This is a genomic window from Marinobacter sp. bablab_jr003, assembly GCF_016464245.1.
GTDB classification, from domain to species: domain Bacteria; phylum Pseudomonadota; class Gammaproteobacteria; order Pseudomonadales; family Oleiphilaceae; genus Marinobacter; species Marinobacter vinifirmus.
This window is the reverse complement of the sequence record NZ_JADARC010000037.1, coordinates 123,433-138,478: the sequence shown is the minus strand read 5'-3', so window position 1 is coordinate 138,478 and position 15,046 is coordinate 123,433. Positions and strand designations below refer to the sequence as shown.

Here is a 15,046-nt window from a genome sequence, read left to right as displayed (position 1 = left end):
CTGACAGGGAAGTACCCGGTATTGGCTGCCAACACAGCACCGGGCTCGTAAGACTGACGGGAACACAGTATGCGGCGTTGGGGCATTCGAAAAAAAGTTCTGGTGGTGACCCTCGTTCCCACCCTTCTGACCACCCTGTTGCTGGGCCTGTTCTTTACCTACAGCTGGGTGAAGAACATCGAAAACCTGCTGAACGACCGGGGCGAATCCCTGTCCCGCCAACTGTCGGCCGGTGCCGAGTATGGCCTGTTTACCGCCAACCGCAGCCTTCTGAGCAGCCTGTCCACGGCACTGCTGGAAGAGCAGGATGTCCGCTCCATCACCTTCTTCGACCGGGACGGCCAACGCCTGCTGCACAGCGGCCCCGGCAGCACGGAAACCATCCCGGCCTCGGCCCTGGGCTCGGAAAGACCGGTCAAACTGAGTTCAGACAGCAGCACCCGCTTCGTCACCCCGGTGTACCTGCAAGACCTGATGATCGAAACCATGCTCGACCCGGACGCCCGGGAATCCGCCACCGGGCTGGCCGAGCCCCTGGGCTGGGTGGCCGTAGAGATGTCCCATATCCGCACCGAAAAAGAAACCTACCAGGCGCTGCTGATCTCCCTGATGCTGGTGGTTGGCGGCGTGCTGCTGAGCCTGCTGGTTTCCCTACGCCTGAGCCGGGCCTTTACCGACCCAGTGTTCCAGCTGAATGAAGCGGTGGCCAAGCTCAAGGAAGGCAAGCTGGATACCCGGGTATACACCCGGGCCGGGCCGGAGTTTGAACAGCTGGAATCCGGCCTGAACGAGATGGCGTCGGAGCTGAGCCAGGCCCAGGCAGAAATGCAGCAGAACATCGACCAGGCCACCGGGGATCTTCGGGAAACCCTGGAGACCATCGAAATCCAGAACATCGAACTGGACTTTGCCCGCAAAGAGGCGCTGGAAGCCAGCCGGATCAAATCGGAATTCCTGGCCAACATGTCCCACGAAATCCGCACGCCGCTGAACGGCATTATCGGCTTCACCGAATTGCTGCTGAAAAGCCCCCTGCCACGTCAGCAGCGGGACCACCTGAACACCATCCGCAAGTCGTCGGAAATCCTGCTGACCATCATCAACGACATCCTGGACTTCTCGAAAATCGAAGCCGGCAAACTGATCCTGGACCGCGTGCCCTTCCAGCTGCGGGATATCGTGGAAGAAGTAATGGTCATGCTGGCACCGGCGGCCCACGCCAAGAACCTGGACCTGGTTCCGCTGGTCTATAACGACGTGCCGGACAACATCATGGGCGACCCGCTCCGGGTCAAGCAGGTGATCACCAACCTGGTCAACAACGCCATCAAGTTCACCCAGACCGGCGAAGTCGTGCTGCGCGCCAGCCTTGAAGACGAAGACAAGGAAGCCAACCGGGTCACCCTGCGCCTGAGCGTAACCGACTCCGGGGTGGGGCTGTCCCGGGCCCAGCAGCAATCCCTGTTCAACGCCTTCAGCCAGGCTGATGCCTCCACCGCCCGGCAGTATGGCGGTACCGGGCTGGGGCTGGCGATTTCCAAGCGCCTGGTCGAAGAAATGGGCGGTGAAATCGGCCTGGAGAGCGAACTGGGCCGGGGCTCGACTTTCTGGTTCACACTGACACCGGAACTGTCCGTCACCGGCGAAGGTTCTTTCTCCAGGGAGGCTCTGAAAGGCGAGCGGATTATCTATCTGGAGCACCAGAAAACCACCGGGCTTGCGGTGGAACACCTGCTGCGGGAATGGGGCGTGGCGGTTGACCGGGTGGCCTCGCCCGGCGCCCTGATGGAACAGGTAGAAGAAGCCCAGCGCCGCCAGGAAGGCTATGCCGTTGTCCTGCTCGGCATTACCCGGCACCTGCTGAACTCCAGCCAGTATTGCAGCCTGGTCCGCAGCCTGGAGGTGGAGCGGGACTGCCGCACCCTGCTGCTGACACCCACCCTGGAGACCCACGACCTGCCGCTGTCCGGGCTGGCCAGCGGTCACCTGACCAAGCCGGTGTGCCGTGATCCCCTGTATGACGAATTACTGCTGCTGATTCACGGAATCCATACCGGCAGGGGCACCCTGCCCCAGCCCGTGCCCGGCACAAGAACCTCCGGCGCCGGCCGGGTGCCGCGCATCCTGGCGGTGGATGATAACGAGGCTAACCTGAAGCTGGTAATGACCCTGCTGAAAGATTGCCGCCTGGATGCCGAGAGCGCCTCCAGCGGCTTCGAAGCCCTGACCAAGGCCCGGCAGAAGCCCTTTGACCTGGTGTTCATGGACCTGCAAATGCCAGGCATGGACGGGGTGGAAACCACCGCCCGTATCCGGGCCCTGGATTCCGGCTCCCATCAAACGCCGATCATTGCCCTGACCGCCCATGCCCTGGCCGACGAACAGGAAAAACTGGCCAAGCAGGGCTTTGACGGCTACATGCCCAAGCCCATCAGCAGCGCCCAGCTGATTGAACTGGTAAGGGAATTCACGGGCTACGAGTGCTCCGGCAGCCAGCCCCGGTTCAAGATTTCCGAGGTGCGGGATACCCGGCGCGGTCTGCGGCCGTCTAACCGCCGGACGCACCAGAATTGCGTAAGTATTGACGAGAGTATTCAGCTGGCCGCCGGCAAGGCTGACCTGGCGGAGGAGCTGTTCAGCATGCTACTGGAACAGCTGCATACCGACAGCAAGGCCATCCCCGAGCTATGGGAAAAGCAGCAACTGGATGTTCTGCTGGAGTGTGTACACAAGCTCCACGGCGCCACCCGCTATTGTGGCGTTCCGGAGTTGCGCACAGCCACCAACCGGTTTGAAACCGCCCTGAAGTGCCAGGCCCAGGACCTGGAAATCCAGAAAGACCAGCTGCTGGCCGCGATGGCCCGGCTGCAGGACTGGAGCGAGCAGACCGACTGGCAGCAACTGTTCCGGGAACAGCACCAGCCGGCCACCAGCCCGCAAGCCTAGCGGCGTACGCTATCCAGAATCGCCCGCATATCACGCACGGCCTCTTTCAGGCCGGTAAACACGGCGCGGGCAATAATGGCGTGGCCGATATTCAGTTCATTGATGCCCTGAATGGCCGCCACCCGCTCGGTGTTATGGTAATGCAGGCCATGGCCGGCGTTGACGATCAGTCCCTTCTTGCGGGCATAGGCCACGGCATCCGCCAGAATCCGGAAAGAGGCATCCGCCTGCTCCGGGGTTTCTGCCTCGGCATATTCGCCGGTGTGCAGTTCCACCACCGGCGCACCACAGCGCACCGCAGCGTCAATCTGGACCGGGTCCGGATCAATAAACAGTGACACTTCTGCGCCGATTTTCGCCAGCCGTTCACAGGCCCGGGCCACCCGGTCTTCCTGGCCATCCACATCCAGCCCGCCTTCGGTGGTCAGCTCTTCCCGCTTTTCCGGTACCAGGCACACACACTCCGGCCGCACCTGTTCGGCAAAGGCCAGCATGGCATCGGTCACCGCCATTTCCAGGTTCATCCTGGTCTGCAGCACTTCTTTGAGCAGCAATACGTCCCGGTCCTGGATATGCCGGCGGTCTTCCCGGGGGTGAATGGTGATGCCGTCTGCGCCGGCTTCCTCTGCCACCAGTGCGGCCTGCACCGGGTCCGGATAACGGGTACCCCGGGCCTGGCGAAGGGTGGCCACGTGGTCGATATTCACTCCGAGCAACACTCTGGGGTTCATTACGTTCTCCCTGAAGACGAAACCGTCTGGCTGAAAAGATTGCGGCTGTGCAGGGGCTTACCCTGCAGAAGGTAGTCTACCAGTACACGCATCACCCGCTTGGCGGTTTTGCGGCTGGCCTCACTGGTGTAGTCACCGGCGGCGAGGGCTGTCAGCACCTCCCCGGGCAACTGGTTCAGGCGGGCATCACGGCTGGCCGCGGACACAATGCCCTGGGCCGGGTCGTACCCGTATACCTGGCCGGCGCTGACCGGCAAGCCGGTATCGGTGGCCTGGTCCCAGGCAAAGTCATAGCCCAGCGCGGAACAGAACTCCCGCTCGAAGCGACGCAGCAAGGGCTCCAGATCACCCCGGCCGGCCAGGCCGGTCAGGGCTTGCAGAGTATCGATATAGCTGGCGAACAGGGTGGGATAAGGATCGGCAACCGGCAAGACCCGTTGCAGCAACTCGTTGATGTAAAGGCCACTGTAGAGCGACAGGGTCTGCCTGAGCAACGGTGCAGAGCGCACTTCCAGCTGCACCAGGGTTTTCAGGTCACTGCGGCCGGTCCAGTCGACCAGCAAGGGCTGAAACGGCTGCAGCTGGGCCTTGAGGGGGCTTTTTGCACTGTTGGCACCCCGGGCAACCAGGCTCATGCGGCCATGGTTGAGGGTAAACAGGTCTACCAGCAGGGCGGTTTCCCGCCAGGGCCGGCGGTGGATCACATACGCCGGCTCCTGCTGCACAGCTCCCTTCGAGGCCACCATGGCGGCCTCAGAAGTCGCTCATGCCCAGACTTTTCAGGGCACGGTCGCTGTCTGCCCAGCCCCGCTTAACCTTAACCCACAGCCGCAACATCACCTTGCAGCCGAACATCTTCTCCATATCCATGCGGGCATCCTGGCCAATCTGGCGCAGGCGCTCGCCCTTATCACCGATGATGATCTTCCTCTGGCCTTCACGCTCGACCAGGATCAGGGCTGAAATATGCAAGGTTTTGCCCTGATGCTTGAACTCTTCAATTTCGACTGCCACGGAATACGGCAATTCCGCACCCAGTTGCCGGGTGATTTTCTCACGCACCATTTCCGAAGCCATGAAACGCTCGCTGCGATCCGTAATCTGGTCATCCGGATAGAAATGCACACTCTCCGGCAGATACCGGCCCACCGCTTCTTCCAGTGGTTTCAGGTTGGTCTCTTTCAGGGCCGACAGCGGAATAATCTCGGCGAATTCCCGCTTCTTCGACAGCGTTTCCAGATGTGGCAGCAGCAAATCCCGCTTCTCGATCTTGTCGACCTTGTTAACCGCAAGGATGACCGGGCACTTCAGGCGCTTCAGCTTTTCCAGCACCATCTCGTCGGCGCTGGTCCAGGCCAGCTGGTCAACCACAAACACCACAACGTCTACATCGATCAGGGCCGATGTCGCAGCCTTGTTCATGTAGCGGTTCAGGGCCCGGGGCTCTTCTTCGTGCATGCCCGGGGTGTCTACATAGATGGCCTGCACCGGACCCACGGTCTTGATGCCCAGCACCTGGTGGCGCGTGGTCTGGGGTTTGCGGGAGGTAATGCTCAGCTTCTGGCCCAGGATGTGGTTCAGCAACGTGGACTTGCCCACGTTCGGGCGTCCCACAATGGCCACAAAGCCACAGCGGCTGTCCGGATTCTCCGGGCGGGTAATATCATTCATCAGTCGTTCTCCACGCCCAGTTGTTTCAGGGCACTGCGGGCGGCCTGCTGTTCAGCAATACGGCGACTGCTGCCGGTGCCGGAGGTTTTCCGATCCAGTGATGGCAAGGCGCAGGACACATGGAAGGTCTGGTTGTGGGCTTCGCCGTCCACGGAAATCACTTCATACCGGGGTAACGGGAATTGCCGGGACTGCAGGTATTCCTGCAACCGGGTTTTCGGATCTTTCTGAGTGTCCTGGATATCCAGTTTCGCCAGCCGCTCCTTGAACCAGCGCAGCACCTGCTCACGGCAGGTGTGAAAATCACTGTCCAGGTAAATGGCCCCGATGATGGATTCCACGGCATCCGCCAGGATGGATTCCCGGCGATAACCACCGCTTTTGAGTTCACCGGAACCCAGCCGCAGGTACTGGCCGAGCTGGAACTCCCGGCCGATTTCCGCCAGGGTCACGCCTTTGACCATGCGTGCCCGGAGGCGACTCAGCTGGCCTTCCCGGGCTTTTTCGAAGTGGAGGAACAGATGTTCGGCGATCACCATATTCACGATAGAATCGCCCAGAAACTCCAGCCGCTCATTGTTCTGGTTGCCGTAGCTTCGGTGGGTCAGCGCCAGCAGCAACCGTTCAGGTTCCCTGAACTGGTAGCCGATCCGGCGCTGTAACTGATCAAGATCTGGTTGTGAACTCACTTGCCCTCTAACTCATACTCGTGCTGGAAATGAACAATACTGTCCACATTCCCGATGATATTGTTGCGAACCTCATAGTCCACCTTGACCACCACAAACTCACCGTTCTTTTCCACAGTGATGTTCTTGGCATCGAAGCCCCGGACGTTATTGACGCTCAAGCGTTTGTTGATCAGTGTGCGTACCTGTGCCGGCCCCATCTGCCCGAGGCCTTCGGTACCTTCCAGGCTTTCCAGTGCTTCCTGGATGGTAATGTCATCAATGTAGGCCGGCCCGATCTTGATCGCCAGGGTGAGCAGCGCACCGAAGAACAGCGCGATGATCATCATGGCCAGTGCGCCACCTTGTTGCTTTTTCAGGCCTGCAGGAGTTTTGTTATTCATTCTTTTCTGTCTCCGGAACAATGGATTACTCAATAGAGCCTACTCGATCAAAAGATGGCAGACTTGTCAGCGATTGCCAGTGCATCCAGATTGCAAAGGCCTTGCCCACCACCAGGTCGTCCGGCACGGTACCCCAGAATCGGCTGTCGTTACTGTTGTCGCGATTGTCGCCCATAACAAAGTAATGCCCTTCCGGCACCACCCATTCGCCCTCACCGGTACCGCTCACACGGCCCATGGTCAGGTACACATCATGCTCTACCGGCCCCAGCTGCTCGCGCCAGCGCTCCATCGGTGGCAGACGCGCCACAAAGTCCCGGGCCACCGGCTCGTTGTTGATGAACAGCTGCTTGTTACGGTAGCGGATATGGTCACCCGGAAGGCCGATCACCCGCTTGATGTAGTTGGTGGAACCGTCTTCCGGGTAACGAAACACCATCACATCGCCCCGCTCCGGATCGCCGATGTCAACAACCTTGGTACCGGCGACCGGCAGGCGCAGGCCGTAGGCATACTTGTTGACCAGGATGAAGTCGCCCACTTCCAGGGTGGGCAACATGGAACCCGAGGGAATCTGGAACGGCTCGACCAGGAACGACCGCAGTACCAGGACCACGGCCAGCACCGGGAAGAACGACCGGCTGATGTCCACCAGCCAGGGTTCGGCGGGTGCTTCCTCGGCGGGGGCATCCTCTGCCCCGGCAGCCGCCAGGCGCCGCTTTTTCAGAACCAGTTTGTCGGCAAGCCAGATCACACCGGTTACCAATGTCAGAACTACCAGTACCAGTGGAAAATCAATGTCCATCCGGGCGCCTTAGTTTTAGTTATCGACTTTCAACACGGCAAGAAACGCTTCCTGAGGCACCTCGACATTGCCCAGCTGCTTCATACGTTTTTTACCTTCCTTCTGCTTCTGAAGCAGTTTCTTCTTACGGCTGACGTCACCACCGTAACACTTGGCCGTTACGTTCTTGCGCAGGGCCTTAACGGTTACCCGGGACACCACCTGGGTGCCAATCGCAGCCTGGATGGCGATATCGAACATCTGCCGGGGGATCAGCTCTTTCATCTTTTCGACAAGCTGCCGGCCCTTGCGGTGGGCCAGGTCTTTGTGAACGATCAGGGCCAGGGCATCTACACGCTCGCCGTTGATCAGCACATCCAGCCGCACCAGGTTGGCCGTCTGGAAACGCACAAAGTGGTAATCCAGTGAGGCAAAGCCCCGGCTCGCTGACTTGATGCGATCGAAGAAATCCATCACCACTTCCGCCATGGGCAACTCATAGCTGACCTGCACCTGGGTGGACATAAAGTGCATGTTCTTCTGAACGCCGCGCTTTTCCTCGCACAGGGCAATCACGTTACCCAGGTGTTCCTGGGGCACCAGGATATTGGCCTCTACGATCGGCTCGCGCATTTCCTCGATGGAGCCAATATCCGGCAGCCGGGAAGGGTTGTCCACCGACAGGGTCTCACCCTGCTTGGTGACCACTTCGTAGATAACCGTGGGCGCGGTGGTAATGAGGTCAATGTCATACTCCCGCTCCAGTCGCTCCTGGATAATCTCCATGTGCAACATGCCCAGGAAGCCACAGCGGAAGCCGAAGCCCAGGGCATCGGAGTTTTCCGGCTCGAAAAACAGCGAAGCATCGTTCAGGGTCAGCTTTTCCAGGGCATCCCGGAAATCGTCGTAATCATCGGCGCTGACCGGGAACAAACCGGCATACACCTGCGGCTTCACTTTCTGGAAGCCCGGCAGCATCGGGGTTTCTTCAGCAAACTTCTGGTGCACGATGGTGTCGCCCACCGGTGCCCCGTGAATGTCCTTGATGCCCGCCACCACGAAGCCCACATCGCCTGCTTCCAGGACATTGGTATCGGTAGGCTTCGGGTTGAAAATACCGACCTTGTCCGCGTTCCACGCTTTCTTGGTGGACTTAATGACAATCTTGTCGCCCTTGCGCAGCACCCCTTCGGTAACCCGCACCAGTGACACAACACCCAGGTAGTTATCAAACCAGGAGTCGATGATCAGCGCCTGCAGCGGTGCACTGCGATCCCCTTTGGGGGGCGGAATCTTCTTGATCAGGTCTTCCAGCACATCCTCGACGCCCAGGCCGCTCTTGGCGCTGCAGCGCACGGCGTCAGTGGCGTCGATTCCGATAATGTCCTCGATTTCTGCAGCTACCCGATCGGGCTCGGCCTGCGGCAGGTCCATCTTGTTCAGGACCGGAACAACTTCCAGCCCCTGCTCGATGGCGGTGTAACAGTTGGCCACAGACTGGGCCTCGACACCCTGCCCGGCATCCACCACCAGCAGCGCGCCTTCGCACGCATACAATGAGCGGGACACCTCGTAGGAAAAATCCACGTGGCCAGGGGTATCGATAAAATTCAGCTTGTAGGTTTCACCATCTTTGGCGGTGTAGTTGAGCGTTACGCTCTGGGCCTTGATGGTGATGCCCCGTTCCCGTTCGAGGTCCATGGAGTCCAGGACCTGTTCGGCCATTTCACGGTCCGTCAGGCCACCGCAAATCTGGATAAAGCGGTCCGCCAGCGTGGATTTACCGTGGTCGATGTGGGCAATAATGGAAAAGTTACGGATTCGGCTCAGTTCAGTCACAGACAATGATTACTCATATAAGACGTAGGATTGAGCCCGGAGGGGCCGCTACCGGGATCCGGGAACGGCGTGATTTTACCGGTTACCGGCCGTCATTGCCATGATCAGGAAATCAGCGGCTTCTCGTACTGGCGAATCAGGAACCCGATCAGGGCATCTTCGTCCAGCGGATAGCTGAACAGGTTACCCTGCCCCTGGGCACAACCGGCGGATTTCAGGAAGTTAAGCTGCTGCATGGTTTCCACCCCTTCCGCCACAACGGTCAGGTGCAGCTGGTGCGCCAGGGCGATAACGGCCGAGGCTACGTCGGTGGCGCTGACATTGTAGGGAATGTCCCGGATAAACCGGTGATCAATCTTGATCACGTTCAGCGGCAACTGCTGCAGGGCAGCCAGAGAACAGGAACCGGTACCGAAATCGTCCAGGATCAGGCACACACCAAGATCACTCAACGACACCAGCAACTCACGAACCAGCCTCGGGTCTTCATTGAGCAGCTCGGCGGGCATTTCCAGCTCCAGCCGGTCCGGTGATACCCCGGTTTCGGTAATCACCCGGCGCATCAGATCCGGGAAACCGGAATCTGTGAGCTGCCGTACCGAGAAGTTCACCGCCATTTTCAGGGATTCAAAGCCCGCCCGCTCCAGCGCCTGTACCTGGATGCAGGCCTGGCGCAGGGCGAGCTCACCGAGGCGGATGATCAGGCCGGTTTCCTCTGCCAGGCTGATAAACTGCTGCGCCGATACCAATCCCTTTTCCGGATGATGCCAGCGCAGGAAGGCCTCTACCCCGATTACCCGCTGGCTTGCCAGGTCCAGTTTCGGCTGGTAATGCAGTACAAACCGGTCGCCTTCCAGGGCGGTTGCCAGCTCTTCCTGCTGCAACAGGCGCCTGGCCGCCTTGATATTCATCGCAGGAGTGAAGAACTGATAGGTGTTGCGGCCGACTTCCTTGGCCCGGTACATGGCGAGGTCTGCGTATTTCATCAGGGTGCCGGCATCTTCGCTGTCGTCGGGAATCATGGTGATCCCGATACTGACGGTTACCCCTACCTCGTGCTCGTTCAGGCGGATACGCTGGCAAAGCCGGCGCAGAATCGACTCGGCGACGCGGCCTGCAGCGTCGGAATCGCTGATGCGCGAAAGCAGCACCACAAATTCGTCACCACCCAGCCGCGCCACCGAATCTTCTTCCCGGACACAGCCCTGCAGCCATTGAGCCACCTGGCACAGCAGTTCGTCACCGGCGTCATGGCCGAGGGTGTCGTTGATTCGCTTGAACCCGTCCAGGTCCAGGAACATCAAGGCGGCCGGTTCACCACTGCGCCGGCAACGGCGCACCACATGGTCCAGTCGATCCCGGAACAGCTGCCGGTTTGCCAGCCCGGTCAGCGGATCGTAGAAGGCCAGGCGATGCAATTCCGACTGGGCCGCCTTCAGCTGGGTAAGGTCCCGCAGGCTGAGTACAACGCCATTCACCCCGGGAACCGTCAGCATGGCGGTGTAGGTGCCCTCCATATCGCGCCAGCGGCTTTGGGCATCCCGTATCCTGGCCCGCACCACCGGCATCTGCTTGCCCGGCTCTGCCATGGCATCCTTGAAACCGCGCTTCAGGGCCGACCAGTCATCAGCATGCACCAGCTGGTCAAACTCCAGCTGATCAACGGCGTCCGGATCAAAGCCCAGAATATCCTTGCTGGAGGGGCTGGCATACAAGGCATGGCCCTCTTCATCCAGGACCAGCGTTACGTTGGCGGCCCCCTCGGTAATGGCCCGGTAACGGCCGGCGCTGGCCTGGGCAATCATCCGCGAACGGATCAGGGCGAGTGCAAACAGCCAGAGCAACAGGCTGATGGCCAGGCCGGAGCCCAGCACAATCGGCGGGCGCGCGTCAGACGCCAGGTAATCAAAGGCCGGGGTAGAGCGGGTTTGCAGCAGCCAGTCCCGGCCACCGAGCGACACGGTCTGGCTCATTTCAAAACTGAAATCGTTTTCCAGGGAACCGAGGTTAGAGCCGTACATCAAGGTGTCGCGGGCCACTACGCCGTTATCGTAGATGCGAACGTCCAGGAACGGGGAGATCAGCCCGACAATGCCGTCAAACAGACTGTTCATACGAAAGGCACTGAACACATAGCCCGCCAGCATCATGCGTCGCTCGGCCCGGATTTCCGGCACCTCACCGCCCTGAAAAACCGGGTAATACATGAGAAAGCCGGCCTGGTCTTCATCGACCGATTCCTGCACCAGCACCACCTTGCCGGTAACCATAGGCACTGCGGCATCCCGAGCCCGCTCCATGGCACTCCGGTGCACCGGGTCGCTGAATGCATCGTACCCCAGTGCCCGCCGGTTCCTGTCGGTACCCGGCTCCATATACACCATGGGGTAATAGTAGGGCCCCTTGCCCAGCGGCCGGACCAGGTAATCGTATATCCCCTGGGCCCGCACCGAAGAGATGTGATCCGCCATCTGGCGCACGCCAATGCGCTCGACAAACCCGATACCTTCAATGCCCGGGTAGTAGCGGTTGATGTCCACCTTATTGACGTACTCGCTCCACTGCTCGCGGGTAACGCGGCCATTGACAGCGAACAGCCCGGCGCTGCCGGCCAGCACCTGCTCGTAATTGAGCAAACGCTCTTCAATGGCAGTTCTCAGCTGAAGGGACTGGGTACGGAAGCGGGCCTCGGTGCGATCTTCCACCAGGCGGATGGACAATTGCCAGAGCAGAATGGTGGCAATGACTGAAACCAGGAACACGCCCCAGGCAACCCAGGCGTTCCTGAATTTCAGCAACTTACGGAGGGGGAGTTCCTTTTTTGTCATCATTTCCGGCGATCCGTGCCATAGCCATCGTTATTATCGGTCGAAAAAGTATAGCAAAAGCCCCTGAGCGTGTCGTGAACCACGTCAGGGGCTTTGTGAGCTGTTGAACCCGGGCGTTCAGGTCAGGGCTTCATCACCAGGTAGATAGCCCGGCCCTGGCGCACGATGCGTACCGAAACGGCCCGGTTATCCGGCAGGCCCGCCACCACCTTGCGGAACTCGTCAACCGAACGCACCTGCTTGCGGTTGATTTCGGTGATGATATCCCGTGGGCGAATTCCGGCCTCGTAGGCTGCGCCCTGGCCAACACCGGACACCAGCACCCCACCGTCGACGCCTGCTGCCCGGGCCATTTCATCATTCAGCGACTCGACCGCCAGCCCCAGGGGGTTGGAGCCGCTGTTCTCGTTGCTGCCCACTTCCGGGCTGGCTGCGGTTTCACCGTCCTCCGGCAAGCGACCGATCTCGACATCCAGGTCCATCTCCCGGCCTTCACGCAACACGGTCAACCGGGCCGACTCACCCACCACAGTGCGGCCCACCATGGGCGGCAGGTCTGAGGAACGCTGGACAGATTCGCCATTGAACTCGAGAACAATATCACCAGACTGCAGGCCACCACTTTCAGCCGGAGAGCCTTCCATTACTTCAGCGATCAGGGCACCACGGGGGCGCTTCAGACCAAAACTCTCGGCCAGGTCCCGGTTGACCTCCTGGATCAACACACCCAACCAGCCCCGGGCAACACTGCCTTCGTCCCGGATCTGGCGAAATACGCTCATGGCATCGTCAATGGGAATGGCAAACGATACCCCCATGAAGCCACCGGAGCGGGTGTAAATCTGGGAGTTGATGCCGACAACCTCACCATCCAGGTTGAACAGCGGCCCGCCAGAGTTGCCGGGGTTGATGGCAACGTCGGTCTGGATAAACGGCACATAGTTTTCAGATGGCAGGGAGCGGCCAAGCGCGCTGACAATGCCCGCAGTTACCGTGTAGTCGAACCCGAACGGCGATCCGATGGCAAACACCCACTCACCGACCTTGAGATCCTGAGAACGACCAATGCTGACCACCGGCAGGTCATCACCGTTGTCGATTTTCAGCACTGCCATGTCAGAGCGTGGATCTGTGCCTACGATAACCGCCTTGAACTCCCGGCGATCATTCAGGCGCACGATCACTTCGTCTGCACCCTCCACCACGTGGTTATTGGTCAGCACGTAGCCGTCTTTGGAAACAATGAAGCCGGAGCCCATGGAACGGCTGGGCTGCTGGGAATAGGGAGACCCGCCAAACGGCGACTGGGGGCCACGGAAGAAATCCTGCAGGAACGGGGGCAGCTGCTCGAACTGGCGCTCGTCGAAGGGCATACCCTGGAAGCGGGAGCCGCTGCTTTGCGGATCCGTTGTGGTGCTTATGTTGACCACGGCACTGGAATTTTCCTCCACCAGCTCGGTGAAGTCCGGCAAGCCGCGGGCCGCCAGGCCCTGACTCCAGAAGACCGACACCAGTGCTGACAACATCAGCAGTGCGCCCAGCACCGGCCAGGGCTTCAGGACCGGGGACAACCGGGCAGCTTTTGTGTTTGTTCTCGACATCTACAACCCCCTGTTATGACTGTGATACAGCGTTAATTCTGGGGTCAGGCCTCTGATTTTCAACTTAAAAAACGGTAGGACTCAGAGACAGTTCACCGTTGCGATACGGTTGACCCTCACAAGGCGCGGTTCAAACCGGTCACCGGAGCCGGACTGCCAGTGTCTGACTGCGACAAAGCCCGCAGCCAGGCCCGCCAGCGCGCCGGTAATCGCGACAAGGTCCGTCGCCCCCAGCCACCGATAGGCCCCGATACTGCCCAGCACCATCAGCACAAGGGGCAGCCCGTATACCGCCAGCGAAGCGGTCAGCACTGATTGCTCGTCCACTCCGATCACCACTTCATCGCCCACCCGGGCATCCACGGTGTTGGCCACCAGTATCTGGTTCGCACGCCCACCAGACACCGACGCCAGTGCCCGCTGGCCGCAACCGGAGCGCGCCGAACAACTCTGGCAGGCGCTGGTGCGGATAGTCTGCACCCAGGCCCGGTCGCCCTTGAGGGCAACCACTTTGCCGGTTTCAGTGATCATCGTTCAGACACCAGGCCAAGGGCACCGTCAATTTTCACACCATCGGCCACCTTTCGTGCCGTGGCTGGCGGGATCTCTCCCACCACCGCGATCAGGAACGCGCGTTCCTTTACCGCCACCTCACGCATATATACGGTGGTAGCACCGATTCTGGACGCCCCGGTGGGCATTTTCAGCCGGCCCATGGGTTCAACAAATACCGAAAATGCGGCCAGGCCATCAGAGAAAGCAACCGCTTTGCCCTTGCCGGAACGAGGCGCTGCTGCGGGTTCAAAACCCTCAGGGCGCCAGTTCAGGGTCCAGCCGTTCATGCGCGCTATCATCGATTGCCGGGGTTGGCCGGCGTCGTCGAGCGTGCGGGTAATTTCCCGGCCCCGGGTCTGCACTTCAAACTCTTCATCGGGAATGTCGCCGTTTATGTCCAGGTTGGTGAACTGGAAATGCTCCAGCACCTCACCGTCAGCGTTGCGCACATGGCTTTTCACCAGCAGAGCCGTTTCTTTCTCCAGCCACAACCGGTGGCTGTAACGATCGCTGTCTCGGGCGGTCAGGGCCACGGTAACCACATCGTATCCCGCCACCCGGTCTTCACCGATAAGTTCCGGCTGATACCACTGCCCGAAGGGCATCAACTGGCTGGTAAAGGCCTCGGCAAAGGGGCCGGAGGGAATGACTTCTTCCAGGCTGATCCGGCCACGATCCGGCAACACGCACACTACATTCATGCCTTTGCGGACAATCTCTCCGCTGCCACCGTCCTGCATCACCAGGCGCTCTTCCACCCGACCGTTGCGGTAGCGGTGGGCGATGCGCATGGAGTGAACCCGGTCGCCCCGGGCATAAACAAACACACCGCGATAAGATGTCATATTCAGGGCCGGGCCCATGCGCTCCAGCCAGGCCATGGCCGGGTCCGGATCAGCGGGTGACTCGTCGGCCTTTACCGGCTGCATGGCAAAAAGCAATACCAGAACTGTCACCAGCGCAGTACCCACCAACCTGACATTCATGCCAACCGGAACCATCATTGAAACTGCTCCAAA

General features: G+C 60.1%; 12 protein-coding genes. 1 reads left to right on the top strand and 11 read right to left on the bottom strand.

Annotation, left to right across the window (positions count from 1 at the left end; genetic code table 11):
- Positions 1-69 precede the first annotated feature (69 nt).
- Positions 70-2,946, top strand: a complete 2,877-nt coding sequence (locus H3Z84_RS03555; protein ID WP_199456316.1) for an ATP-binding protein — start codon at positions 70-72, stop codon at positions 2,944-2,946.
- Here H3Z84_RS03555 and pdxJ read toward each other — a convergent pair.
- The 11 genes from pdxJ to H3Z84_RS03500 all read right to left on the bottom strand — a co-directional run bounded on the left by pdxJ (position 2,943) and on the right by H3Z84_RS03500 (position 15,031).
- Positions 2,943-3,677 (bottom strand): pyridoxine 5'-phosphate synthase, encoded by a 735-nt coding sequence (gene pdxJ, locus H3Z84_RS03550; RefSeq protein ID WP_199456314.1) that lies wholly within the window; start codon positions 3,675-3,677, stop codon positions 2,943-2,945. The two genes, H3Z84_RS03555 and pdxJ, sit on opposite strands and share 4 nt — an antisense overlap.
- Entirely contained in the window at positions 3,677-4,423 is a 747-nt protein-coding gene (gene recO, locus H3Z84_RS03545) for a DNA repair protein RecO (RefSeq protein WP_199456312.1), read from the bottom strand. The genes pdxJ and recO overlap by 1 nt, the downstream gene beginning before the upstream one ends.
- A gap of 7 nt (positions 4,424-4,430) precedes the next feature.
- Positions 4,431-5,348, bottom strand: a complete 918-nt coding sequence (gene era, locus H3Z84_RS03540) for a GTPase Era (RefSeq protein WP_022988876.1) — start codon at positions 5,346-5,348, stop codon at positions 4,431-4,433.
- Complete coding sequence (gene rnc, locus H3Z84_RS03535; RefSeq protein ID WP_036219388.1) at positions 5,348-6,037, bottom strand: ribonuclease III; 690 nt, start codon at positions 6,035-6,037, stop codon at positions 5,348-5,350. The genes era and rnc overlap by 1 nt, the downstream gene beginning before the upstream one ends.
- A complete protein-coding gene (locus H3Z84_RS03530; protein ID WP_199456311.1) occupies positions 6,034-6,420 on the bottom strand; it encodes a DUF4845 domain-containing protein in 387 nt (128 codons plus the stop codon). Before H3Z84_RS03530 ends, rnc begins: the two co-directional genes overlap by 4 nt.
- A 25-nt stretch (positions 6,421-6,445) precedes the next feature.
- On the bottom strand, positions 6,446-7,225 hold the full coding sequence (gene lepB, locus H3Z84_RS03525) for a signal peptidase I (RefSeq protein WP_199456310.1): 780 nt from the start codon (positions 7,223-7,225) through the stop codon (positions 6,446-6,448).
- A 15-nt stretch (positions 7,226-7,240) separates the two neighbouring features.
- Positions 7,241-9,043 carry a translation elongation factor 4 gene (lepA, locus tag H3Z84_RS03520; RefSeq protein WP_036219390.1) on the bottom strand — a complete coding sequence of 601 codons (1,803 nt, stop codon included), beginning with the start codon at positions 9,041-9,043 and terminating at the stop codon, positions 7,241-7,243.
- 104 nt (positions 9,044-9,147) lie between these two features.
- A complete protein-coding gene (locus tag H3Z84_RS03515; protein WP_199456309.1) occupies positions 9,148-11,874 on the bottom strand; it encodes an EAL domain-containing protein in 2,727 nt (908 codons plus the stop codon).
- A 119-nt stretch (positions 11,875-11,993) separates the two neighbouring features.
- Positions 11,994-13,397, bottom strand: a complete 1,404-nt coding sequence (locus H3Z84_RS03510; RefSeq protein WP_228285695.1) for a DegQ family serine endoprotease — start codon at positions 13,395-13,397, stop codon at positions 11,994-11,996.
- Between the two features lie 156 nt (positions 13,398-13,553).
- Positions 13,554-14,003, bottom strand: a complete 450-nt coding sequence (locus H3Z84_RS03505; protein ID WP_058340294.1) for a SoxR reducing system RseC family protein — start codon at positions 14,001-14,003, stop codon at positions 13,554-13,556.
- The gene (locus H3Z84_RS03500) at positions 14,000-15,031 is read right to left on the bottom strand and encodes a MucB/RseB C-terminal domain-containing protein (RefSeq protein ID WP_414673941.1); all 1,032 of its coding nucleotides are present in this window, start codon (positions 15,029-15,031) and stop codon (positions 14,000-14,002) included. The genes H3Z84_RS03505 and H3Z84_RS03500 overlap by 4 nt, the downstream gene beginning before the upstream one ends.
- Between the last annotated feature and the right edge of the window lie 15 nt (positions 15,032-15,046).